At 61.2% G+C, this 22,745-nt stretch carries 20 protein-coding genes; 9 read left to right on the top strand and 11 right to left on the bottom strand.

The genetic code is table 11. The features are described 5' to 3' along the window. The first annotated feature begins 114 nt into the window (after nt 1-114). The 4 genes from FG13_RS18340 to FG13_RS18325 all read left to right on the top strand — a co-directional run bounded on the left by FG13_RS18340 (nt 115) and on the right by FG13_RS18325 (nt 7,036). Nucleotides 115-1,920, top strand: a complete 1,806-nt coding sequence (locus FG13_RS18340; RefSeq protein ID WP_035823176.1) for an ABC transporter substrate-binding protein — start codon at nt 115-117, stop codon at nt 1,918-1,920. Nucleotides 1,921-2,137: 217 nt separating this feature from the next. Then, nucleotides 2,138-4,888: a TonB-dependent receptor gene (locus FG13_RS18335; RefSeq protein ID WP_035823174.1), complete on the top strand. Its 2,751-nt coding sequence runs from the start codon at nt 2,138-2,140 to the stop codon at nt 4,886-4,888. Nucleotides 4,889-4,976: 88 nt separating this feature from the next. After that, nucleotides 4,977-6,056, top strand: coding sequence for a S66 peptidase family protein (locus FG13_RS18330; RefSeq protein ID WP_035823171.1), 1,080 nt, complete (start codon nt 4,977-4,979; stop codon nt 6,054-6,056). An 86-nt stretch (nt 6,057-6,142) separates the two neighbouring features. Beyond that, a complete protein-coding gene (locus FG13_RS18325; RefSeq protein WP_035823169.1) occupies nt 6,143-7,036 on the top strand; it encodes a YihY/virulence factor BrkB family protein in 894 nt (297 codons plus the stop codon). 464 nt (nt 7,037-7,500) lie between these two features. On the opposite strand, the gene FG13_RS18320 is transcribed toward FG13_RS18325, so the two are convergent. The 6 genes from FG13_RS18320 to FG13_RS18295 all read right to left on the bottom strand — a co-directional run bounded on the left by FG13_RS18320 (nt 7,501) and on the right by FG13_RS18295 (nt 14,175). After that, nucleotides 7,501-8,628, bottom strand: a complete 1,128-nt coding sequence (locus FG13_RS18320) for an acyl-CoA dehydrogenase family protein (RefSeq protein WP_035823167.1) — start codon at nt 8,626-8,628, stop codon at nt 7,501-7,503. 37 nt (nt 8,629-8,665) lie between these two features. Beyond that, nucleotides 8,666-9,334 (bottom strand): SDR family oxidoreductase, encoded by a 669-nt coding sequence (locus FG13_RS18315; protein WP_035823165.1) that lies wholly within the window; start codon nt 9,332-9,334, stop codon nt 8,666-8,668. A 72-nt stretch (nt 9,335-9,406) separates the two neighbouring features. Further along, nucleotides 9,407-10,603, bottom strand: a complete 1,197-nt coding sequence (locus FG13_RS18310; RefSeq protein WP_035823163.1) for an acetyl-CoA C-acyltransferase — start codon at nt 10,601-10,603, stop codon at nt 9,407-9,409. Beyond that, entirely contained in the window at nt 10,600-12,399 is a 1,800-nt protein-coding gene (gene aceK, locus FG13_RS18305) for a bifunctional isocitrate dehydrogenase kinase/phosphatase (RefSeq protein ID WP_035823161.1), read from the bottom strand. The genes FG13_RS18310 and aceK overlap by 4 nt, the downstream gene beginning before the upstream one ends. Nucleotides 12,400-12,452: 53 nt before the next feature. After that, complete coding sequence (locus FG13_RS18300; RefSeq protein ID WP_035823159.1) at nt 12,453-13,637, bottom strand: isovaleryl-CoA dehydrogenase; 1,185 nt, start codon at nt 13,635-13,637, stop codon at nt 12,453-12,455. 133 nt (nt 13,638-13,770) lie between these two features. Continuing rightward, nucleotides 13,771-14,175, bottom strand: coding sequence for a MerR family transcriptional regulator (locus FG13_RS18295; protein ID WP_034753754.1), 405 nt, complete (start codon nt 14,173-14,175; stop codon nt 13,771-13,773). Nucleotides 14,176-14,887: 712 nt separating this feature from the next. On the opposite strand from FG13_RS18295, the gene FG13_RS18290 reads away from it, so the two are divergent. Together FG13_RS18290 and FG13_RS30710 are read left to right on the top strand one after the other, a co-directional pair. Then, a complete protein-coding gene (locus FG13_RS18290) occupies nt 14,888-15,295 on the top strand; it encodes a hypothetical protein (RefSeq protein ID WP_034753756.1) in 408 nt (135 codons plus the stop codon). An 89-nt stretch (nt 15,296-15,384) separates the two neighbouring features. Then, the gene (locus FG13_RS30710; protein ID WP_035823157.1) at nt 15,385-15,711 is read left to right on the top strand and encodes a hypothetical protein; all 327 of its coding nucleotides are present in this window, start codon (nt 15,385-15,387) and stop codon (nt 15,709-15,711) included. A gap of 155 nt (nt 15,712-15,866) precedes the next feature. Here FG13_RS30710 and FG13_RS18280 read toward each other — a convergent pair whose 3' ends face one another. From FG13_RS18280 to FG13_RS18260, 5 genes are all read right to left on the bottom strand, one after another. Further along, on the bottom strand, nt 15,867-16,481 hold the full coding sequence (locus FG13_RS18280) for a UbiX family flavin prenyltransferase (RefSeq protein ID WP_035823155.1): 615 nt from the start codon (nt 16,479-16,481) through the stop codon (nt 15,867-15,869). Beyond that, the gene (gene grxD / locus FG13_RS18275) at nt 16,474-16,785 is read right to left on the bottom strand and encodes a Grx4 family monothiol glutaredoxin (RefSeq protein ID WP_010402157.1); all 312 of its coding nucleotides are present in this window, start codon (nt 16,783-16,785) and stop codon (nt 16,474-16,476) included. The genes FG13_RS18280 and grxD overlap by 8 nt, the downstream gene beginning before the upstream one ends. Nucleotides 16,786-16,891: 106 nt before the next feature. Beyond that, nucleotides 16,892-17,362, bottom strand: a complete 471-nt coding sequence (locus FG13_RS18270) for a GNAT family N-acetyltransferase (protein WP_035823152.1) — start codon at nt 17,360-17,362, stop codon at nt 16,892-16,894. A 4-nt stretch (nt 17,363-17,366) separates the two neighbouring features. Further along, nucleotides 17,367-19,715 carry a Tex family protein gene (locus FG13_RS18265; RefSeq protein WP_035823150.1) on the bottom strand — a complete coding sequence of 783 codons (2,349 nt, stop codon included), beginning with the start codon at nt 19,713-19,715 and terminating at the stop codon, nt 17,367-17,369. Nucleotides 19,716-19,809: 94 nt separating this feature from the next. Next, the gene (locus tag FG13_RS18260; RefSeq protein ID WP_035823147.1) at nt 19,810-20,175 is read right to left on the bottom strand and encodes a hypothetical protein; all 366 of its coding nucleotides are present in this window, start codon (nt 20,173-20,175) and stop codon (nt 19,810-19,812) included. A 260-nt stretch (nt 20,176-20,435) separates the two neighbouring features. Between FG13_RS18260 and FG13_RS18255 the strand changes: the two genes are divergently transcribed. Genes FG13_RS18255 through FG13_RS18245 form a run of 3 tightly spaced genes read left to right on the top strand, consistent with a single transcriptional unit; the run spans nt 20,436 to nt 22,598 of the window. Continuing rightward, nucleotides 20,436-21,098, top strand: a complete 663-nt coding sequence (locus FG13_RS18255) for a secretin and TonB N-terminal domain-containing protein (protein WP_051959213.1) — start codon at nt 20,436-20,438, stop codon at nt 21,096-21,098. 2 nt (nt 21,099-21,100) lie between these two features. Further along, a complete protein-coding gene (locus FG13_RS18250) occupies nt 21,101-21,658 on the top strand; it encodes an RNA polymerase sigma factor (protein WP_035823145.1) in 558 nt (185 codons plus the stop codon). Continuing rightward, nucleotides 21,651-22,598 carry a FecR family protein gene (locus FG13_RS18245; RefSeq protein WP_035823143.1) on the top strand — a complete coding sequence of 316 codons (948 nt, stop codon included), beginning with the start codon at nt 21,651-21,653 and terminating at the stop codon, nt 22,596-22,598. Before FG13_RS18250 ends, FG13_RS18245 begins: the two co-directional genes overlap by 8 nt. Nucleotides 22,599-22,745 lie beyond the last annotated feature (147 nt).

Here is a 22,745-nt window from a genome sequence, read left to right as displayed (position 1 = left end):
AAAAGTTATAAGCTGGCAGCCTGTTTTCATTGGCGCCCCGTCGCTTGCCCGCGTAGTGTGGGGGATGCCTGTCGCTTACCGCTGTTCCTTACCCTTGTCTGCACTGGATCATTGATGATGTTTTTACGCAAAACCGCCTGCGCCGCCGGCCTGGCCCTGCTGACGCTGTTCACTGTAGCGGCCCACGCCGCCGCCGATGCCCGCGCGAACAAGACCTTGCACTTGTTTTTGAGCACCAGCGAGACGGGCCTGGACCCGGCCGTGGCGTCCGACCTGGCCAGCCTGAATTTGATGGAAAACATTTTTGATCCGCTCTTGCGCTACGACTACCTGGCGCGGCCGGTGCAACTGCAGGGCAATACGGCGCGCGGCATGCCCACCGTGGAAGACGGCGGTCGCACGTATATCTTTCACTTGCAGCCAGGTATTTTCTTTACGCCCGATCCCGCTTTCAAGGGTCAGCCGCGCGAAGTGACGGCGCAGGATTATGTCTACAGCCTGACGCGGCTGTATGACCCCAGCCTGAAGTCGCCGTGGTTGTTCTTGCTGGAAGACAAGCTGGTGGGCGATGCGGTCCTGAAAGCCAAATTCAGCTACGACACGCCGATCGCCGGCCTGCAGGCGCTGGACAAATACACCCTGCGCATCCGCTTGAACGGCGTCGATCCGAACTTCCTGTTTTACCTGGCCATGCCGGCGACAGCGGTGGTGGCGCGCGAAGTGGCCGAAGCGTACCCGGCGGCAGGGCAGATCGGCAACCACCCCGTGGGCACGGGGCCATTCCTGGTCAAGGAATGGAAGCGCAGCGACAAGATCGTGCTGCAAGCCAATCCGACTTTCCGTCCCACCGTGTTCCATACGGAAACCAAGGCGCTGGCCGCCTTGCCTCCGGACGCGCGCGCCATCGCCACCGCCCTGGAAGGCCAGCGTCTGCCCCTGGTCGGGCGCATCGAGGTGCGCATCGTTGAGGAATATCAATCGCGCATGCTGGGTTTCCTGAAAGGCGAATTCGATTACCTGGAACAAGTGCCCGAATCGATGACGGACATGGTGCTGGAAAACGGCGCCCTGAAACCGGCGCTGGCCGCCAAGGGCATGCAGCTGACGCGCTTCCCTGTGCTGCAGACGTATTACATGTGGATGAATATGGACGACCCCGTGCTGGGCGGCACTGGCAAGGACAAGCTGGCCCTGCGGCGCGCCATCGCCCTCAGCTACAACAGCCGCGAAGACATCGCGTTATTAAAAAAGGGACTGGCCTTGCCGGCCCAGTCGCCGCTGCCGCCGAATGTGCTCGGTTACGACAAGAACTACCGCAGTCCCGTCGGCTACGATCCCGTGCTGGCGCGCGCCTTGCTGGAGCGCTTCGGCTACAAGGCGGGTCAAGATGGTTTCCGCACGCAGCCCGATGGCACGCCCTTGATTTTGACCATGCACACGGAGCCGAGCACGGTGGGCCGCTTGCGCGACGAACTGTGGCGCCGCAACCTGAACGCCATCGGCGTGCGCGTGGAATTTAAAAGCGACAAGAAGACGGAAATCATCAAGGCCTCGCGCCTGGGCAAGGTGCAGATGTTCGAGACCAACTGGATCGCCGACTTCCCCGATGGCGATAACTTTATGCAATTGTTGTACGGTGGCAACGTTGGCCGCGCCAACTATGCCCGCTTCAATTTGCCCGATTACAATAAACGCTATGAGGAGGCGCGCCTGCTATCCGATACGCCGCGCCGCCGCAGTCTGTACTTCGACCTGTTTCAGCTGATCCACGCCTACACGCCGTGGGTGCTGCTGACGCATCCCATCTCTGCCGACCTGCAGCAACCGTGGCTAAAAAACTACAGGCGCCACCCTGTGGAATTCACGTCCTGGCGCTATCTGGACGTCGATATGCGCAAGGGTAGCCCCGCAGGCAAGTGACCATGTCACTGAAAAGGGCATTCATTCCAAAAAGTTATGGTTAGGAAAGCATTTTTCATTGGCTGGTCCCGGATGCATCGCGCTACTCTGAAAATGAAAACAAATAAAGTCATGCGCAAATGTCATAAAAAAATGTACTGCGAGACAGACGTTGCGACATATCTAACAGCCTGACTTGAGAACTCAAGTTTCGATTGCCCAAATAAAGGAGAGACCCGTGAAATTGAAGAAGCTAGCGCAATTGGTGGCATTGATGGGGGTGGTGGGGCCGGTGATGGCACAGGAAGCGGCACCAGCAATGCAACGGGTCGAAGTCACGGGCAGCAGCATCAAACGTGTGGCCAAGGAAGGCGCGCTGCCGGTGCAAGTCATCAGCTTTGAGCAGATGGAAAAGCAGGGCATCACGACGGCCGAGCAACTGGTGCGTACCCTGTCGGCGAATGGCACGGGTGCCGAGAACATGACTTCGGGCAATAATGTGTTTGGCGCCGATGCGGACCGCCTGGCTGGCGGCGCCTCGTTCGCCTCGCTGCGCGGCCTGGGACCGGGCGCGACCTTGGTGCTGCTGAACGGCCGCCGCGTGGCCACGCATGGCGCCAGTGGCCGTGCCGTCGACTTGAATTCCATTCCGCTCGGTGCCATTTCACGCGTGGAAATCCTCAAGGATGGCGCGTCGGCCATCTACGGCACGGACGCCATCGGCGGCGTGATCAATTTCATTCTGAAAACCAATTACAGCGGCGTGGAAGCGTCCGTTTCCACTAACGACACGCAGGCAGGCGGCGGCGCCACGCGCCGCGCTTCCATCCTGGCTGGCACGGGCTCGCTGGAAGAGGACGGCTACAACCTCATGGCCAGCCTGACCGTCGACAAGGCGCAGCGTCTGAACGGCAGCGACCGCTCCTTCGTCAATGGCTACCAGCCGGGCCGTGGCCTGTCGCCTGACACCACGGGCACGCCGTTTGCCAACCAGATGGCGGGGGCCGGCACGGCATTGGGCACCGCGTTCCAGCTGCCTGGCGATGCGAATCAATACCTGCAAGCCAATCCCCTGAGCTTCCAGGGCAAGTGCGACAGCGTCGCCGGCATGTCGCAATACCAGACGGCACTGTGGAAAGACGTGACGTCGCCGTTGCGCACCAAGTATTCCTGCGCCTACGACTATGGTGCCGACTATGTGCTGCAATTCCCTGTTGAACGGGCCAATTTCCTGTCGCGCGGCACGTTCAAGCTGGCACCCGACCACCGCATGTTTGTCGAAGCGCTCGGTTCGCGGACCAAGGCCACGGCGATTTTGACGCCGATGCAGGTGCAGACCAGCATCGCCAACAAGGCCGTGTATCCGGTGGGTGGCGCGTATTACCAGGATTTGTCGGCCTATATTCCCACGTTCGACAATACCAAGCCGATTGCCTACAAATGGCGCGCCAATGACGTGGGCAACCGCACGCAGGAAAACACGACCGACAATGCCCGCGTGCTGCTGGGTTTTGAAGGCAACTTCGGCAAGTGGGATTACAAGACCGGTATTTCCTACGCGCAAAGCACCACCAAGACCAAGCTGACGGATGGCTATTCCTACACGGACAAGTTGTACGCGGCACTGGGGACAGGCATCATCAATCCGTGGGTGGGCGCGGGCCAGAGCCAGACGGAAGCGGCCAGGCAATTGATCGAGTCGACCAAGTTCCGTGGCGCCTTCCAGCATGGCAAGACGACCCTGACCCAGATCGATGGCGCCGTTTCCGGTGAGCTGTTCCAGCTGCCGGCTGGCGCCGTGGCGATGGCCGCCGGTTTTGATTTGCGCCGTGAAGGCTACAGTTTCGGACAGGATGTCGATGCCAACCTGATTCTGTTGGCGCCAGGAAATGCCGCATTGAAGGATGTCAGCCGCAACGTCAAGGCCGTGTATGCCGAGTTGCTGGTACCCGTCATGAAAGACCTGGAAATGCAGCTGGCCGTGCGCCGTGATGATTACAGCCAGGTGGGCGCCACCACGAATCCGAAGATTGCCTTGCGTTACCAGCCGGCCGACTTCATCCTGTTCCGCGCCTCGGCCAGCAAGGGATTCCTGGCACCGAGTTTCGACCAGCTCTATTCAGGTGTATTGACGCAGGAATTGCCGAATGGCGTGAAAGATCAGGAAGGCTGCGCCAAAAATCCTGGCGTGAAGGAATATTGCAGCATCGATCGTCTCAGCTACACGACGGGTGGCAACCTGAACCTGAAGCCGGAGACGTCGAAGCAGGGCAGCGTCGGCATCGTCATCGAACCGGTGAAGGGGTATTCCGCCTCGTTCGATTACTGGGCCATCAATACCCAGGACCAGCTCCTGAAACGCACGCCGCAAGTCGTGCTGGCCAATTACCAGGCGCTGAACCAGTACATTTTCCGCAAGGCCGATGGCACCATCGATTACGTACAGGCGGGCTGGTTCAATGCGGGCGGCAGCCGCGTGCGCGGCCTGGACGTCAGCTTGCGCGGCGAAGGCAAGGTCAAGGACGCGAAATGGACGGCCACCCTGGACGGCACGTACATGGACAGTTTTAAATTTGCCGAATACAAGGGGCAAGAATACAAGGAGCTGGTCGGCAATTTCTACACGCGTGATTTGTACCTGCGCTGGAAACACAACGCCAGCTTCAGCGTGTCGCGCGGCGACTGGAGCGGCTTGCTGGTCCAGAGTTTTGCTTCCGGCTACAAGGACCAGGTACCGAATGACGGCAAGGGCACGCCGCCGCCGGGCTTCAAGGCCGATGTGTCCAGCTACACCACGTATAACTTGTCGGGCACGTACACGGGCTTCAAGAATACCACCTTGACCCTGGGCATCCAGAACCTGTTCGACCGCGATCCACCATTCACCGCGCACAACGTGGATGAAGTGGTGGGCGCCGGCTGGGATCCGCGCGTGGCCGACGCGCGTGGCCGCGCCTTCACCTTCCAGCTGAAGTACAAGTTCATGTAAGGCGGCCATGCCGGCGGCAAGCTTGCCGGCATGCTACTCTCGTGCGGCGGCGCCTGGCGTCGCCGTTTTTATTTCAGGAAAGGGCCGCATGTCCAGTCAGACCAATCTCAGCCGGCGCCACTTCGGCGGCTTGCTGGCCGCCACCCTCGGGGCGGCAGGCACACCGGCCTGGGCGGCGGCCGCGCAAGGGAAGGGCAAACGCATGCAACAGCCACACGCATTGATCAAGCCGGCGCGCCTGCAGCCGGGTGACCTGGTCGCCATCATCGCACCGGGCGGCTTTACGGATGAAGACGCCATCGCCAGGGCCCAGCGCAATATCGAAGCGCTGGGATTGCGCGCCAGCCTGGGCGCGAATATTCGCGCCGTGCACGGCAACTATGCGGGCACGGTGCAGCAGCGCCTGGACGACCTGCACGCGGCGTTCCGCGACCCGGAAGTCAAGGCGGTGTGGGCCATTCGCGGCGGCTCCGGCTGCATTTCGCTGCTGGCGCTGCTCGATTACGCCTTGATTCAGCGCAACCCGAAAGTGCTGATCGGCTATTCCGACATCACGGCCTTGCACCTGGCCATCGCCAGCCAGACGGGCCTGGTGACCTTCCACGGCCCCGTGGCTTCATCGACGTTTTCCGAGTACACGGTGACGCAGCTGCAAAACGTGCTGATGACGCCGCAAGAGCAGTACACGATCCCGATGGCGCAGGACAACCACCGCCGTGCGCAGACGCAGCCGAACTTCGCCATCCGCACCGTGCACGGCGGCCAGGCGACGGGGCGCTTGACGGGCGGAAATCTGTGCATGGTCAGCGCGCTGGCCGGCACGCCGTATGCGGCCGATTTCCGCCAGCATATTTTGTTCCTCGAAGAAATCAATGAAGTGCCGTACCGCATCGACAGGATGTTGTGCCAGCTCGACCTGTCCGTGGGGTTCAACAAGGCGGCGGCCCTGATGCTGGGCATCTTCGAGCATTGCGAGGCGGCCGACGGCGACACGTCGTTGACCCTGAACGACACCCTGGACCAGCATTTGCAGCCATTGAAGGTGCCGGCCGTCAGCGGCTATTCGTTTGGCCACATCCGCCACCAGTTCACGCTACCGATGGGCATCCTCGCCACCCTGGACGCGGACCGGCAAACCTTGACCTTATTGGAGCCAGGCGTCTGCTAGCGTACGGTGCAGCGGGGTGATTGTCAGTATGCTAGTGTGATTGCAGGCGTGGCACGAGGCCGCGTCGCCTTTTCACCGCACCCGACATGATCAACCGCCACGCCAGTACCTACATCCTCAGCCATCCGCTGGCCTTCGTGCTGCAGGTGCTGAAGGGCTTTCGCGCCAACCAGGGATTGCTGCTGGCGGGCGCCGTCGCGTATTACTCGCTGCTGTCCATCGTGCCCCTGCTGATGCTGGTGGTGGTGGCCCTGTCGCACGTGATCGCGCAGGACGAATTGCTGCAAACCATAGGCCATTACCTGGAATGGCTGGTGCCGGGGCAATCGAAAGCCATCGTGGGCGAGATCGCACATTTTCTCGACAACCGGGGCGTGATCGGCTGGCTGCTACTGCTGACCATGCTGTTCTTCAGCTCCTTGGCGTTTACCGTGCTGGAAAACGCCATGAGCGTGATCTTTATCCACCGCGTGGCCATCCGCCGCCGCCATTTCCTCATTTCCGCCGTGCTGCCGTATTGCTACATCCTGTGCCTGGGCGTGGGCATCTTGCTGATTACCCTGGTGGCGGGCGGCTTGCAGGTGATGGGCGAGGAAAGCGTGCGTTTCCTGCGCCACGACTGGGGCCTGGAAGGCGTGTCCGGCGTGCTGCTGTATCTGCTGGGGCTGGCGGGCGAAATTCTCGTGCTCAGTTCGATCTACCTGGTCATGCCGGTGGGAAGATTATCGATCACGCATGCGCTGATCGGCGGCGTGACGGCGGCCCTGCTGTGGGAAATCGCCCGTCACGTGCTGGTCTGGTATTTTTCCACCTTGTCGCAGGTCAATGTTGTGTATGGCTCGATGACGACGGCCATCGTCGTGATGTTCAGCCTGGAAATCGGCGCCACCCTGCTGCTGCTGGGCGCGCAAGTGATTTCCGAATACGAAAGAGTGGCCCGTGGCGGGCAAGAGGACAAGCCGCTGGCGCTAAGGACTTGATTTTAAATATTTATTGCACCGCACAAAATGCTGTGCTATACTCCGTTCAGTGATTGAGATTTGGCAGCAAATCATCTCACCATCCAGTTTCAGCGCGGCGACCGACAGGTGTAATGTCGATGGCGTGACAGTGCGAAGAAATGGATTTTGTAATTCCGGATACGATGGTCGATTTTACACTTGGAGTCACCATGCAGATAGCATGGGAGTCCGAAAATCAGGAGGCACTTTGCAGATAGCACTGGCGTCCATGACACGATTAAAGCATTGGTAATACATTGGAACGAAGCCCGCGCTAGCGGGCTTTTTTTTCGTCTGGTGGGCGCGTTTATAAACCTACTGCGCAGCCCGCTATCGAATTGGCGTTACTCGCCGTACCGAAGTACGGCTGCGTTACTCAATCCGATATCGAGCTTGCTCGCTACGGTTTCTAAAAGCGCTGAGACCGCTACTTCTAGATATTTTTACAAGGCTCTGGCGATAAGAATTTTCTGAATATCGCTGGTTCCCTCATAAATCTGGCACACGCGCACGTCGCGGTAGATGCGCTCGACGGGGAAGTCGGACACATAACCATAGCCGCCGTGCACCTGGATGGCGGCCGAGCACACTTTTTCCGCCATTTCTGACGCAAACAGCTTGGCCATGGCCGCTTCCTTCAGGCAGGGCAAGCCCGCATCCTTCATCGATGCCGCGTGGCGGATCAGCTGGCGCGCCGCTTCGATTTGCGTGGCCATGTCGGCCAGGCGGAATTGCACGGCCTGGTGTTCATAGATGGGTTTGCCGAAACTTTCGCGCTCGCGTGCGTACTGCAGGGCTGCTTCATACGCGGCGCGCGCCATGCCCACGGCTTGCGAAGCGATGCCGATGCGTCCTCCTTCCAGGCCGGACAGGGCGATCTTGTAGCCTTGTCCTTCTTCACCGATCAGATTTTCCGCCGGGATGCGGCAATTGTCGAACAGGATTTGCGCCGTGTCCGACGAATGCTGGCCCATCTTCTGTTCCAGTCCCGCCACAATGTAGCCCGGCGTGTTCGTCGGTACCCAGAAGGCGCTGATGCCGCGCTTGCCAGCCGCCTTGTCGGTAACGGCCATGACGATGGCCACGTCCGCATACTTGCCGCTGGTAATGAACTGCTTCGTGCCGTTGAGCACGTATTCATTGCCGTCGCGGGTGGCCGTCGTGCGCAGGGCCGAGGCGTCGCTGCCCGTGTGCGGTTCAGTCAGGCAAAACGCACCGAGCATGGCGCCTTGCGCCAGCGGGCGCAGCCATTGTTCCTTTTGCGCGTCGTTGGCGTACATCATGGCGATGCTGCACACGGGGCAATTATTCACGGAAATGATGGTCGAGGTGCCGCCATCACCGGCGGCAATTTCTTCCAGCACCAGGGCCAGCGACACGTAGTCGAGGCCGGCGCCACCGAGCGCTTCCGGCACGGCCACGCCAAAGGCACCCAGCGCGGCCAGTTCCTGCAATTCTTCTTTCGGGAAATGATGTTCCTTGTCCCAGCGGGCCGCGTTGGGCGCCAGGCGCTCGCGCGAAAAACTGCGCAGCGCTTCCTGGATCATCGTTTGTTCTTCATTGAGTATCATGGGACGTCGTCTCGTATTTTTATAGTGGAGGCAGGAATTACCAAGCGATGGGCTTGCCATCGTAGTTGCGGAACACGGCCTTGTCCGTGGCCGGCAGGCTGGCCAGGGTGGCGCGGATGCCGGCAGCGCTTTGCTCGGATGAAATATCGGCACCGGCGCCGCCCATGTCCGTGCGCACCCAGCCCGGGTGGAAGGCCACGCAGCTGACGCCTTGCGGGCCATGCACGAGGGACGTGTCGATCAGCACGGAATTCAAGGCCGCCTTGCTGGCGCGGTACAGCGAACCGCTGGGATTGCCCCGCTCGCTCAAGGAGCCCATGTGCGAGGACAGTACGGCCAGTTTCCCTTTGGCATTGCCGACCAGCGGCGCCAGGAGCGGCAGCAGCCGCATGGCCGCCAGCACGTTCGTGTGCATGACGGCATCGAAATCTTCTTGCGTGGGGGTACCGTCGTGACGGGGGCCGTACACGCCCGCGTTGAGGATGGCCACGTCGAGTTTTTCATCGTCGAGCTTCCAGCCCAGGCCGGCACAGCCTTCCACATCCGTCACGTCGAGCTGGTGCGCTTCCGCGCCCAGTTGCGCGAGGGCGTCGCAAGCGTCTTGCGTGCGCGCCGTGGCGATCACCCGCCAGCCATCGTGGCGGTATTGACGGACGATTTCGTGGCCGATGCCGCGCGAGGCGCCGATGATCAATGCGGTAGGCATATTTATTCTCCCTGAAAATAAAATGAAAGCGCACACCGTAAACCGCGGTGCGCGCCCGTGCTCAGGAAGAGCTTATACCAGTTCGATCGCCATCGCCGTCGCTTCGCCGCCGCCGATGCACAACGCTGCCACGCCGCGCTTGCCGCCGGTTTTTTTCAAGGCGCCCAGCAGGGTGACGATGATGCGCGCGCCCGAGGCGCCGATCGGGTGGCCCAGCGCGCACGCGCCGCCGTGGATGTTGATCTTGCTGTGCGGAATGTCGAGGTCGTGCATGGCGGCCATCGGCACGGCCGCGAACGCTTCATTGATCTCGAACAAGTCCACATTGCTGCTGTTCCAGCCCGTCTTGGCGTACAGCTTTTTCACCGCGCCGATGGGGGCTGTGGTGAATTCGTTTGGCGCCTGCGCATGCGTGGCGTGGCCATGGATTTTCGCGATGACGGTGCAGCCGAGTTTTTTCGCCGTCGACTCGCGCATCAGCACCAGGGCTGCCGCGCCATCGTTGATCGACGAGGACGAGGCGGCCGTGATGGTGCCATCCTTCTTGAACGCCGCCTTCAAGGTCGGGATTTTTTCCAGGCGGGCTTTTTGCGGGCCTTCATCGATGCTGACCACGGTGTCGCCGCCGCGGCCGGAAACGGTGACTGGCGCGATTTCCCACTCAAAACTGCCATCCTTGGTGGCCGCTTGCGCGCGTTTCACGGATTCGATGGCGAACGCATCCTGCGCTTCGCGCGTGAAGGCGTATTGGCTGGCGCACTCTTCGGCAAACGTGCCCATCGAGCGGGCATTGCCCTTTTCATCGCGGCTGTAGGCGTCTTCCAGGCCATCCATCATCATGTGGTCATAGATCATGCCGTGGCCGATGCGGTAGCCGCCGCGCGCCTTCGGCACCAGGTAGGGAGCGTTGGTCATCGATTCCATGCCGCCCGCCACCACCACGTCGGCGCTGCCGGCGAGCAAGGTGTCATGCGCGAACATGGTCGTCTGCATGGCCGAGCCGCACATTTTCGACAGGGTCACGGCGCCCGTGGAATCGGGCAAGCCCGCCTTGCGCAAGGCCTGGCGCGCGGGCGCCTGGCCTTGGCCAGCCATCAGGCAATTGCCGAAATACACGTGTTCCACGGCATCCGGCGCCACGCCGGCCCGTTCGACGGCGGCGCGGATGGCCACGGCGCCCAGGTCGCTGGCGGTGACGTTGGCAAAGTCGCCCTGGAAGGCGCCCATGGGGGTGCGTGCGGCACCGACGATTACGACTGGATCATTCATGTTGGATCTCCGGTTAAAGGTGGGGATGGTGACTGCATACAAAAACGCAGGTGCTGCGGATACGGGAAGACGTCCTCGATATGGCCGTCTTCGATGCGCTGCTTGCGCGCCTGCCAATATTGCGCCGTCAGCAGGTCGGCATGGTGCTGCATGAAATACTTGCGGATGCGGGGATTGCCCAGCAGGAAGGTGCCGAATTGTTCGGGAAACACATCGTGCTTGCCGATGGGATACCACGGTTCGGCCGACATTTCCTCCTCCTCCGTGCGCGCCTCGGGAATGACGCGGAACTGGCAATCGGTGATGTACTCGATTTCATCGTAATCGTAAAAAACGACGCGCTGATGACGGGTCACGCCAAAGTTTTTATACAGCATGTCGCCGGGGAAAATATTGGCCGCCACCAGTTCCTTGATGGCATTGCCGTACTCGACGATGGCGTGTTCGACCAGGTCAGCGCGGCCTTCCTTCTCGGCATTGCTCAGCCACATGTTCAGCGGCACCATGCGCCGCTCGATGTACAGGTGGCGGATGATGATCTGCTCGTGGTCTTCTTCGATCAGCGAGGGGGCGAACTGTTTCAGCTCGGCCAGCAGTTCTTCTGCAAAACGGGCGCGGGGAAAGGCCACGTTGGAATACTCGAGCGTGTCGGCCATGCGGCCCACCCGGTCGTGGTGTTTCACCAGCAAATACTTTTGCTGGACTTGCGCGCGCGTGGTTTCCTTGGGCGGCGGGAAAAAATCCTTGATGACCTTGAAGACATACGGAAACGAGGGCAGGGCAAACACCAGCATCACGAGGCCGCGGATGCCGGGCGCGCTTTCGAAGTGGTCCGATGAGTGTTTTAAATGCTGCAGGTAGTCGCGGTAAAACAAGGTCTTGCCCTGCTTCTGCAAGCCCAGGATCGTATAGATTTCGCTGCGCGGTTTGCGCGGCAGCAAGCTGCGCAGGAATTGCACATAGGCCGACGGCACTTCCATATCGACCAGGAAATAGGCGCGCGTAAATGAAAACAGCACGGCGATTTGCTGTTGCTCGAACAGCACCGTGTCGAGCACCAGCTTGCCGTGCCGGTTGTGCAGGATGGGCACGACGAACGGATATTCGCGGTTGCCGTTGATGCCCTTGCCGACCAGATAGGCGCCCTTGTTGCGGTAAAACAAGCTGGTCAGGACCTGGATCTGGTGGTTCGGTTCGATCCGCTCGCCGCCGAACAGCTGCTGCAGCCGCGCTTCCACCTGGGCCACGTCACGCTCGAGGTTGGCAAAGGCGCAGTCCAGCTGGAAGTCCGTCACCATGCCTTGCAGGGTATGGCGCAAGCCATCCTTGCCCGGGTAATACACGCGGTAGGTGGGGATTGGATCCTGCGTTTCGATGTATTCCGTGGACACGACGGGGCGCACGAAAATATAGTCGTTATTGAAATACGTGCGGTGCAGGATGTTGCAGCAGACGGAATTGAAGAAGGTTTCCGCCAGTTCCGGCTGCTTGTGTTCCGTCAGCATGCCGATGTAGTGCAGCTTCAGTTCGCGCCACACTTCGTCGCTCAACTCCGACTCTTCGTACTCATCTTCGAGCATCTGCACGCATTCCTGCACGCGCTTGTCATAAAAGTCGATGCGTTCGCGGGCTGCCGTCTGCGCCGCGCTCCAGGCGCCTTGCTCGAAATACTGCTTGGCTTGCTGGCTGGTTGCGCGGAACAAACGATAATGCTTGTCGAAGCCGTCGCGGATGGTGCGCGCGATATCGAATGCAATCTGGGAAGAGAGCAATTTGGGGAAGGCAATGTGCGTCATAGTTGTGCTCGCATGAATGGCTCATCACCCAGTCGATCGTCGCGCGCCCGTGCTTACTTGGTTTCCGCAAACAGTTCGCGGCCTATCAGCATGCGGCGGATTTCGCTGGTCCCGGCGCCGATTTCATACAGCTTGGCATCGCGCCACAGGCGCCCGGCCGGATACTCGTTGATGTAGCCGTTGCCGCCCAGGGCCTGGATCGCTTCACCCGCCATCCAGGTCGCTTTCTCTGCACTATACAGAATGGCGCCGGCCGCATCCTTGCGCAACTGGCGCACGGCTTCCGGCGTGGTGGCGCGGTCGCAGGCCTGGCCCACGGCGTAGACATAGGCCTTGCAGGCCATCATGGTCGAATACATATCGGCCAGCTTGCCCTGCATCAACTGGAATTCGCCGATGGCCTGGCCGAATTGCTTGCGGTCATGCACGTAGGGCACGACCAGGTCCATGCAAGCCTGCATGATGCCCAGCGGGCCGCCGGACAGCACGGTGCGCTCGAAATCGAGGCCCGACATCAGCACGTTGACGCCCTTGCCCAGGCCGCCCAGCACGTTTTCGGCCGGCACTTCGCAATCCTGGAACACCAGTTCGCCCGTGTGCGAGCCGCGCATGCCCAGCTTGTCGAGCTTTTGCGCGATGGAGAAACCCTTGAAATTCTTTTCGATCAGGAACGCCGTCATGCCGCGCGGACCCGCTTCCAGGTCGTTTTTCGCGTACACCACCAGCACGTCCGCGTCGGGGCCGTTGGTGATCCACATCTTGGTGCCGTTCAAGACCCAGCGGTCGCCCTTGAAGTCGGCGCGCAGCTTCATGCTGACGACGTCCGAGCCCGCGTTCGGTTCCGACATGGCCAGCGCGCCGATGTGCTCGCCCGTGATGAGCTTTGGCAAATACTTGGCTTTTTGTTCGGCCGTGCCGTTGCGCTTGATCTGGTTCACGCACAGGTTCGAGTGGGCGCCGTAGGACAAGCCGACGGACGCCGAGGCGCGCGAGATTTCTTCCATGGCAATGATGTGCGCCAGGTAACCCATGCCGGCGCCGCCGTACTCTTCGCTGACGGTAATGCCGAGTAAACCCATGTCGCCCATCTTGCGCCACAGGTCCATGGGGAACTGGTCCGTGCGGTCGATGTCGGCCGCGCGCGGCGCGATTTCGGCGGCGGCGAATTGTTGGATCGCTTCACGCAGCGAGGCGATGTCGTCGCCGTGGTCAAAGGTCAAGCCTGGGAGATGGAGCATGTCGTCCTCGTCGTCGTTATCTTCGTTATATTGGTGGCGGTCATGGATGCCGGGTCAGTGAAGCTATGATACTCAGTTGTGACGTTTACGTAAACGTCAACCGATGCGCGGCAGCGGTCTGCTGCCCGCGCCTTTAGTTGGTTTGCGCCTTATCAAGGTTCAAGTCCGCCAGCATGCGCGCGCAAGCGTCTTCATGCGCGCTGATTTCCGCCAGCGCCATTTCGATATCGATGCGCTGCTGCTCCAGCGTTTGCCGGTGCTGCGCCAGCACGCCCAGGAAGCGGTCCATCTGCGCGCGCGTGTCCTTCGGCGACTCGTACATGTCGACCAGGCTCTTGATCTCCGACAACGCCAGGCCCAGGCGCTTGCCGCGCAGGGTCAGCTTCAGGCGGGTGCGGTCGCGCGGCGTGTAGACGCGGCTGCGCCCGCCGGCGCCTTCGCGTTTCGGGCTGAGCAAGCCCTGGTCTTCATAGAAGCGGATGGCGCGCGCCGTGATGTCGAATTCCCGCGCCAGTTCGGTAATCGTATAGGTCGTCATGGGTGCGGGCGGTGTCGGTTGCATGGGCGGTCGATAGCTGGATGGATACTGTGAGGCAATGGGTGGCAAAGTGCCGTTTACGTCAACGTCAATACTATTGTAGCGTGCCCTGCCCGTGCTGCAACAAAGAAAAGAGAAGGCGTGAACGCGGGAATTTGGCGAATCAGACAACAATTACTGAAAATAAATTGATTCTTCTTGCGCAAACGCGCTTAAGATCGAGAGTTGGTGGCCAAGATGACACCAAAAAGAGCTTTCCTGGCATAACGGCGACATTCTTTTCGCTGCGATGGCAGTAAAATTTTTGGACGCAGTCTCTTTCCAGTGGGCACGATCAAAAAACAATGTCTCGCGATAAGCACGCTGTTCAGATCGTTTCCATGTTGGAAACAAAATGGCCCTTCTGAAAACTTTGTCTACAAGAAATTGTATGGCATGGGCATTGCGTGTATCGGTAGAGCAGGGCATTATCCGATACCGTACGTTGTAATGCCAAACCGAGGCTTTGAATCGTGCTGCAGTGCGAAAATCAAGGCTAACCGCGAATTTGACCCGAAGCCACGCAGAATCGCAAGAGAAAATTCGGCCCACTTTTTGACCTGAAAAGGCCGGCCGGAGTGTTAATTGTTAATTGATACTCTTTTCAAATGTAACAATCTGTATGGTCATTCAAGAAACTGACTTTCATGTTACAACATGAAATAGTACACCTATGAATTCTTCTAACGAACGCGAAAGCTTCAGCCAGCGACTTCAGTTGGCTCTCAAAAACGCCCATTATTCTCCAGACAGCCCGACCAGACTGGCCCGGGAATTCAATATCCGTTTCGACGGGCGCCCGATTACCGTGCATGCAGCTAGGAAATGGTTAGTAGGTGAAGCAATTCCGACGCAAGAGAAATTGCGCATGATTGCTCAATGGTTGGGCGTTCCGGCGGAATGGTTGCGCTTTGGCGGCCCGGAAAGCGCCACGCCGAATGGCGAAGCGGGCAGCGCTTTGTCGCGTTTTGAGTCCGCCGATGTGAAATTAATTGCCGATTTGCAAAGATTAGATGAACATCATCGTCAAATCGCGCGAGAATTTATTCGCATGCTGGTAAGAGTCAACTACCAAAAGTAAGCATTCAGGCCCTCCCCGGCCGGCACCGTCCGCCTTTCGTGGGCGGTGCTCCCCCTGTCCTTTTATTTGCGCAAGGTCATACTGGAGACATGATTTTGCCGCACAATAAGACCTCGCATGTTGCGCTGCAGCGGAATTATTTGACAATAATCCCGCACGCAGCGGCGCAGCGGCCAATACCAGCGCATAATCACATCAGAAGCAGCCAGTTCATCCACTACGGAGCCGAGCATTTGAGCCGTCTTATGAAAAGTAACTACAGCAATACCGCGCAGCTGAAGGACTTGATGACCGTGCCCCCCATGACTGCCGCGCAACATGCGGAAGTGATGCGCAAACGGATCGCCCACCGCAGGATGGTTGAAGAAGCCAGGGATTTGAAGCAGGCAAGTGCCACGCAGTTCGAAAAACGCTGAGTGGTGGATGCCTGACCAAAGCTACTGCGCGTCGCGCTTTGCGGCCGGCGATGCTCACCGTGCTTCAGCACGGTTGCGCTTCTCGGCCACAAATCACTGACGCTCGCTACGCTTTTGTCAGGCATCGTGACGCCAGAGCTAGATCGTGACGCCAACTAGAGGATAGGGGTGTCGCCAGTGGACTTAAGACCATTCCACCGCGGCGCCAGGGCATGCTCAATGCCGAGCAGGTCGATGACGCGCGCCACCGTATGGTCGACCATTTCCGCGATGCTGTGCGGGTGGTGATAAAAGCTTGGCAAGGGCGGGAAGATGATGCCGCCCATTTCGGTCACGGCCGTCATATTGCGCAGGTGCGCCAGGTTGAACGGCGTTTCGCGCACCATCAGGATCAGGCGGCGGCGCTCCTTGAGCACCACGTCGGCTGCCCGCGTGATCAAATTATCCGACAAGCCATGGGCCACGGCCGCGAGTGTCTTCATCGAGCACGGTGCGATGACCATGCCGTCCGATTGAAACGAGCCGCTGGCGATAGAGGCGCCGATATCGCGCAGCTTGTGCACCACGTGCGCCTGCGCTTCGATGTCCTTGCGCCCCACGCCCGTTTCCTGGTGCAGGGTCAGTACGGCCGCATCCGACAAGACCAGATGCGTCTCGACGCCGGGGATGGCGCCGAGTAATTGCAGCAGCCGCAAGCCATACACGGCGCCCGTGGCGCCCGTGATGGCCACGACGATACGGCGCGGCCGCTGCGTTTGGCTATCAGGCATCCAGCAGGGACTTCAGCTCGCCCGATTCAAACATTTCATTCATGATATCGGAACCACCGATGAACTCGCCTTTGACATACAGCTGCGGAATGGTTGGCCAGTTCGAGTAATCCTTGATGCCCTGGCGCACTTCCGGGTCATCCAGCACGTTGACGGTAGCGATGTTTTCCACGCCGCACGCTTTCAGGATCTGGATGGCGCGGCCGGAAAAGCCGCACTGCGGGAATTGGGCCGTGCCCTTCATGAACAGCACGACTGGCGTGCTCGTCACGGTTTCTTTGATCCAGGTTTGTACGTCGCTCATAGCTGCCTCTGATGGGGTAAATAAATAGATGCCGTCATTTTATAAGAAAACGCCGGCACGGGTATGCGCTCAAGTCATAAATCGGGCAAGTCAGCCACGTTGACGCTTATAAGGTCTTGCCCAGGCACACCGATTGTGCCGCACCCACGTATTTGCCCCAGGCAATGACGGGTGCATAGCCGTGTTTGGCATAAAACGCCACGGCGCGGGTATTTATCACGCGGGTGGACAGGTGCAAGGCCTGGTAGCCATTCCGGCGCGCCTGTGCCTCCACATGGGCCAGCAGGGCCGCGCCCACGCCGCAGGAGCCGGGGCGCGCATACATGCGCTTGAGTTCGCCTATGGGGCTGTCCGCCTCGCCCAGCGGCCGCAGAGCGGCGCAGCCGAGCAATTCTCCAGCCGCATCGCGGGCCAGGTAAAAGCCGCCGCGCGGCGTTGCCGCCTCGACATCGAAGGAAGAACGGCCGCTGTCGCCATTGATGCGCAGCAATGCCTCCGACAATGCATCGAGCAGCAGCTGCGCATCCAGGCTGGCAGCGTCCACCGCCAGGATGATCAGATCATGCCTGGCGGCCATGGACTTAGCCGCGCAGCTTGGCGAACGCGGCGGCCATGCTGCCGGCCGGCTCGGGCGCGTTGCGCGACTGCGACTGGTGCTGCGCCATGCTGCGGCGGTCGTTGCGGTCGCCCTTTTGCTCGGGCTTGCTGCCCGCCTGCGGCGCGCTGTCCGTCAAACGCATGGTCAGGGCGATGCGCTTGCGCTTTTCATCGACTTCCAGCACTTTGACGCGCACGACCTGGCCAGCTTTGACCACCGTGTGCGGGTCTTTCACAAACGTGTTCGACAGGGCCGAAATGTGCACGAGGCCATCCTGGTGCACGCCGATGTCGACGAAGGCACCAAAGGCGGCCACGTTGGTGACTACGCCCTCTAAAATCATGTCCGGGCGCAAGTCGCGGATCTCTTCCACGCCTTCCTTGAAGGTGGCGGTGGTGAATTCCGGACGGGGGTCACGGCCCGGCTTTTCCAGTTCCTTCAAAATGTCGGAAATGGTCGGCACGCCGAATGTTTCATCCGCATATTTTGCCGGGCTGAGGGTTTTCAGCAAGGCCGTTTCGCCGATGACGGCCTTGATGTCCTTCTTGATGTCCGCCAGGATCTTTTCCACAAGCGGGTACGATTCCGGGTGGACGGCCGAGGCGTCCAGCGGGTTTTCGCCGCCCATCACGCGCAAAAAGCCGGCTGCCTGTTCGTAGGTTTTATCGCCCAGGCGCGGCACGGCTTTCAAGGCCGCGCGCGAGGTGAACGCGCCCTTCATGTCGCGGTAGGTGACGATGCTTTGCGCCACGCTGGCCGACAGGCCGGACACGCGCGCCAGCAGGGGCGCCGACGCCGTATTCACGTCCACGCCGACGGCGTTCACGCAATCTTCCACCACGGCATCGAGCGAGCGGGCCAGCTGGCTTTGGCTCACGTCGTGCTGGTACTGGCCCACGCCGATCGATTTCGGGTCAATTTTCACCAGTTCGGCCAGCGGGTCTTGCAGGCGGCGCGCGATCGAGACGGCGCCGCGCAGGGACACATCCATGTCCGGCAATTCTTTCGAGGCGAATTCGGACGCCGAATACACCGACGCGCCCGCTTCCGAGACGACGATCTTCGTCATCTTCGCTTCCGGATGCTGCTTGATCAGGTCCTGCGCCAGTTTGTCCGTTTCGCGCGAGGCGGTGCCGTTGCCGATGGAAATGAGCGACACATTGTGCTTGGCGGCCAGGCGGCCCAGCGTATGCAGCGAGCCATCCCAGTCGTTCTTCGGCTGGTGCGGGTAGATCACGGCCGTGTCGACGACTTTACCGGTGGCATCAACGACAGCAACCTTGACGCCCGTGCGCAGGCCAGGGTCCAGACCCATGGTGGCGCGCTGGCCGGCCGGCGCTGCCAGCAGCAGCGCTTTCAAATTGGTGGCGAAGACGTTGATGGCGTCGAGTTCCGAGCGTTCGCGCAGCGCGCCCATCAGTTCCGTTTCCAGGTGCATGAAGCTTTTCACGCGCCAGGTCCAGCGTGCCGTGTCGGCCAGCCATTTGTCGGCCGGGCGGCCTTGTTGCTTGATGCCGAAGCGGGCGGCGATGCGGCCTTCGCACGGGTTGTGCGGCGCATCCCATTTCGGCTTTTCCGCTTCCGTGTCCAGACGCAGGGTGACGTCGAGGATACCCTCGCGGCGGCCGCGCAGCAGCGCCAGCGCGCGGTGCGAAGGGACGGTCGAGATGGTTTCCGAGTAATCGAAGTAATCGGCGAATTTTTCGCCTTCGTCCTGCTTGCCTTCCACCACTTTCGATTCGACGATGCCGTGTTCCTGCACGTATTCGCGCAAGGTTTGCAGCAGGGTCGCGTCTTCGGCGAAACGCTCCATCAGAATCTGGCGCGCGCCGTCGAGGGCCGCCTTGGTGTCCGCCACGCCCGGATTGTTGCCGTCGGCACTGGTAAACGCGTCGCGCAGGAACTTGCCCGCTTCCATTTCCGGCGTCAGTTCCGGATTGTCCAGCAAGCCGTCGGCCAGCGGCATCAAGCCCGCTTCGATGGCGATCTGCGCCTTCGTGCGGCGCTTCTGTTTGTACGGCAAGTACAAATCTTCGAGGCGCGTCTTGTCTTCCGCGTGCATGACGGCGTCCAGCAGCTCGGGCGTCATCTTGTTCTGTTCCGTGATCGAGGCCACGATGGCGGCGCGCCGCTCTTCCAGCTCGCGCAGGTAGCGCAAGCGCTCTTCGAGCAGGCGCAGCTGGATATCGTCGAGGCCGCCGGTCGCTTCCTTGCGGTAACGGGCGATGAAGGGCACGGTGGCGCCTTCGTCGAGCAGTTCGATGGCGGCGGCAACCTGCACCGGTTTGGCGGCAAGTTCAAGGGCAAGACGTTGTTCGATAGTGGGCAGCATGGTTGTTTCCAGAGCGATCAAGCCTGGAATGATACGCAATCGGCGCGATTGCGCAATCTTGACAGCGCAAATGGACTGTGCGTTGACAACAAGGTCAGCGGGCCGGCAGCAGCGGGCTGGCGGGCGCGGGAGCTGGCGGCCTCTGCGGCGTGACGGATTTGCCAAAGGCATTGCCCATGCGGTGTTCGAGGGCGGCGCGGTTGTACAGGCCCAGCTGGTTCGACGGGCGCTGCATGACGGCTTCCGCACCGGACAGGGCAGGCGGCGGCCGGTTCATGGTGTTGCTGTTTGGCAATAATTTTTCACTCAGGCAAGACATCGACGGCGCGCGCTGGCCATCGATGTCCACTTCCACGCAAGCCTTCTGCGGCGCGGCGGCCTTCACGACGACGGTGTGCTCGTCCGCCTGTACGGGCAGGGCGGCGCAGGCCAGCAGCAACAGTGAGAACAGGCGTGCCATGACGGCTCCCGGAGCGGTGGATGAAGCGTTCAGCATAGCAAGATCATGTGTCGCGGCGATGACACAGGCGGGGATGCGGGCTGGCGCCATGTCATGCAGTTGTCATTTTATGAAGCTACCATCTTGCCATTCTGCAGACAACATTGCAGTCAAGACACTTCATGAGCAGGATTTTTCGTTGCTTCCCCTGGAAAATGACACTAAGCCACCGCCGCGCCGCAAGGGGCAATGCCCTGTCCGCCTGCTTGCTGATGACATTGATGACCTTGATGACATTCGTGCGGCCGGCTGCGGGCGCGGACGGTGCTGATGCCGGCGCGCACGCCCTCCTACGCTTCGACTTGCCCGCCCAGCCGCTCGATGTGGCCCTGGTGGCGTTTGGCGAAGTGACCGGGTATTCCGTGCTCGTCAGCAGCCAGCTGGCGGCCGGTAAAGTGGCCGCACCCGTGCGCGGCGACTATACGCCGGCCGAAGCGCTGCAGCGCCTGCTGGTCGGCACGCAGCTGGGCGCGCGCTTCAGCGGCAGCAATGCGTTTACCTTGCTGGCGCTGGCCGATGCGCCCGTGGCAGCAGCGCCCGTGCCGGCCGAAGTGACCCCCGCCAGCGCAGCATTGCAAGGCTATGCAGCCATCCTGCAGCGCTCGCTCACGCGCGCCCTGTGCCGCTTGCATCCGGAGACCTTCGGCCGCTACCGGCTGGCCTTCCAGCTGTGGCTTGACGAGCGGGGCAAGGTGCGCGCCGTGCATGTGCTCGAACCGAGCGGCGTGGAACAGCGCGACCGCGCCGTGCTGCAGCGCCTGCGCAGTTTGCTGATCGATGGCGCGCCGCCGGCGGGCTTGCCGCAGCCGCTGACGATTTTACTGACGCCGCGGCCTGATCCCGATGCCGATTGCGCGCCCTACCTCGTGGCCGGGGCGCCCTGAGCATGCCGGAACTGCTCAAAACCACCTTGCGCAAGCTGTTCCTGGAACGCTACGGACAGTTTCGCCGCCACCTGCAGCGCCGCCTCGGCTCGGAAGACCTGGCCAATGACGCGTTGCATGAAACGTATTTGCGGGTGGAACGGATGAACGCGCCCGAAGCGATCAGCTACCCGTCCGCCTACTTGATGCGCATCGCCATCAACATTGCGGAAGATCAACGCCGCGACAATGCACGCCTGCTCAGCCTGCCCGACATCGACGATCTGTACGAGATGGCCGATGAGCTGGCCGACCCGGCGCGCACCTTCAGCGCGCGCGCCGAACTGGAAGAATTGGAACGGGCCTTGCAGGAATTGCCGAAACGCCGGCGCGCCATCGTCATCGCCGCCCGCGTCGACCAGTTGCCGCACCGCGACATCGCCGAGCGTTTCGGCATTTCCGCCCGCACCGTCGAGAAGGAATTGCGCGCCGGCCTCGAACATTGCTGCGAACGCATGGGACGCGATTTCATCCAGCGCTTCGGTCCCGGCGCGGGAAAAACGTCTAAACATCATGACTGAACAAGCGGAAGACGATATGGGTGTCATCCAGAAGGAAGCGCAGGCGTGGGTCGTGCGCCTGGCCTCGGGCCAGGTCAGCGAGCGCGACGCGCAAGTGTTTCGCCACTGGTGCGCGCGCAGCCGCAAGCATGCCAACGCCTTTGCCGAGGCGCGCGCCGTGTGGGGCGCCATGGCGCCGGCCGCGCGCGCCGTCAAGCGGGCGCAGGCGCCTGTCAACGTGGCGCGGCGCGCCTGGCTCGGCGGCGCCGTGGCCGCCTCGCTGGGTTTACTGGTGCTGCGTCCGCCCACGGATCTGTGGCCGGCCGTGGCCGGTCTTGCCGCCGACTATGCCACCGGCACGGGCGAGCAGCGCGAAGTGGCGCTCGACGGCGGCGTGCTGGTGCAGATGAATACGCAGACGCGCCTCGATGCGGCGCCGCTGCAGGATGGCGCCGCGGCGCTGGTGCTGCTGGCGGGCGAGGCGGAATTCCAGGCTGGCTTGCGCGGCGCGGCGCGGGTGCGCGTGCAGGCGGGCGACGGCACCGTGTCGGCCGGCAGCGCGCGCTTCAATATCCGGTTATTCGGCCAGGAAGTGTGTGTAACGTGCCTGGCGGGCCGCTTGCGCGTGGCGCAGGCCGGCAACGACGCGGAACTGGCGGCCGGCCAGCAACTGCGTTACCGGCCCGAGCATTTCGGCATCGCCCGCGCCGTGGCAAAAAGCGACGTCAGCGCGTGGCGCCACCGGCTGCTGGTTTTTAAACAAAGCACCCTGGCCGAGGTGGTGGACGAGGTGAACCGCTACCGTCCCGGCAAGCTGATCCTCAATGGCGAGGCCTTGAAACTGACGCGCGTGCAAGCGAGCTTTTCGCTCGACCGCCTCGACGACGTGATCGCCCTGATCCAGGACGCGTATGGCGCGCGCGTGACGCGGCTGCCGGGCGGCATCGTGCTGTTCGGCTGAGCCCCGCCTTGGCGCCCCGAGGTGCTCACCCAATTATGACATTTTCATGACCTTTTGCAGTCCCGGACCTTGTTCCCTGTCAATGCTGCTGGAAGCCGCGAATCAGTGCCTGCCGCCCGCCACCGTGCGTGCCGCGCGCCGCCTCGC

It is taken from the genome of Janthinobacterium sp. RA13 (genome assembly GCF_000745325.1).
In the GTDB taxonomy this organism is placed as follows: Bacteria; Pseudomonadota; Gammaproteobacteria; order Burkholderiales; family Burkholderiaceae_D; genus Janthinobacterium; species Janthinobacterium rivuli.
Note: the sequence above shows the minus strand (reverse complement) of the source record. Positions and strands in the feature narration are given on the sequence as shown.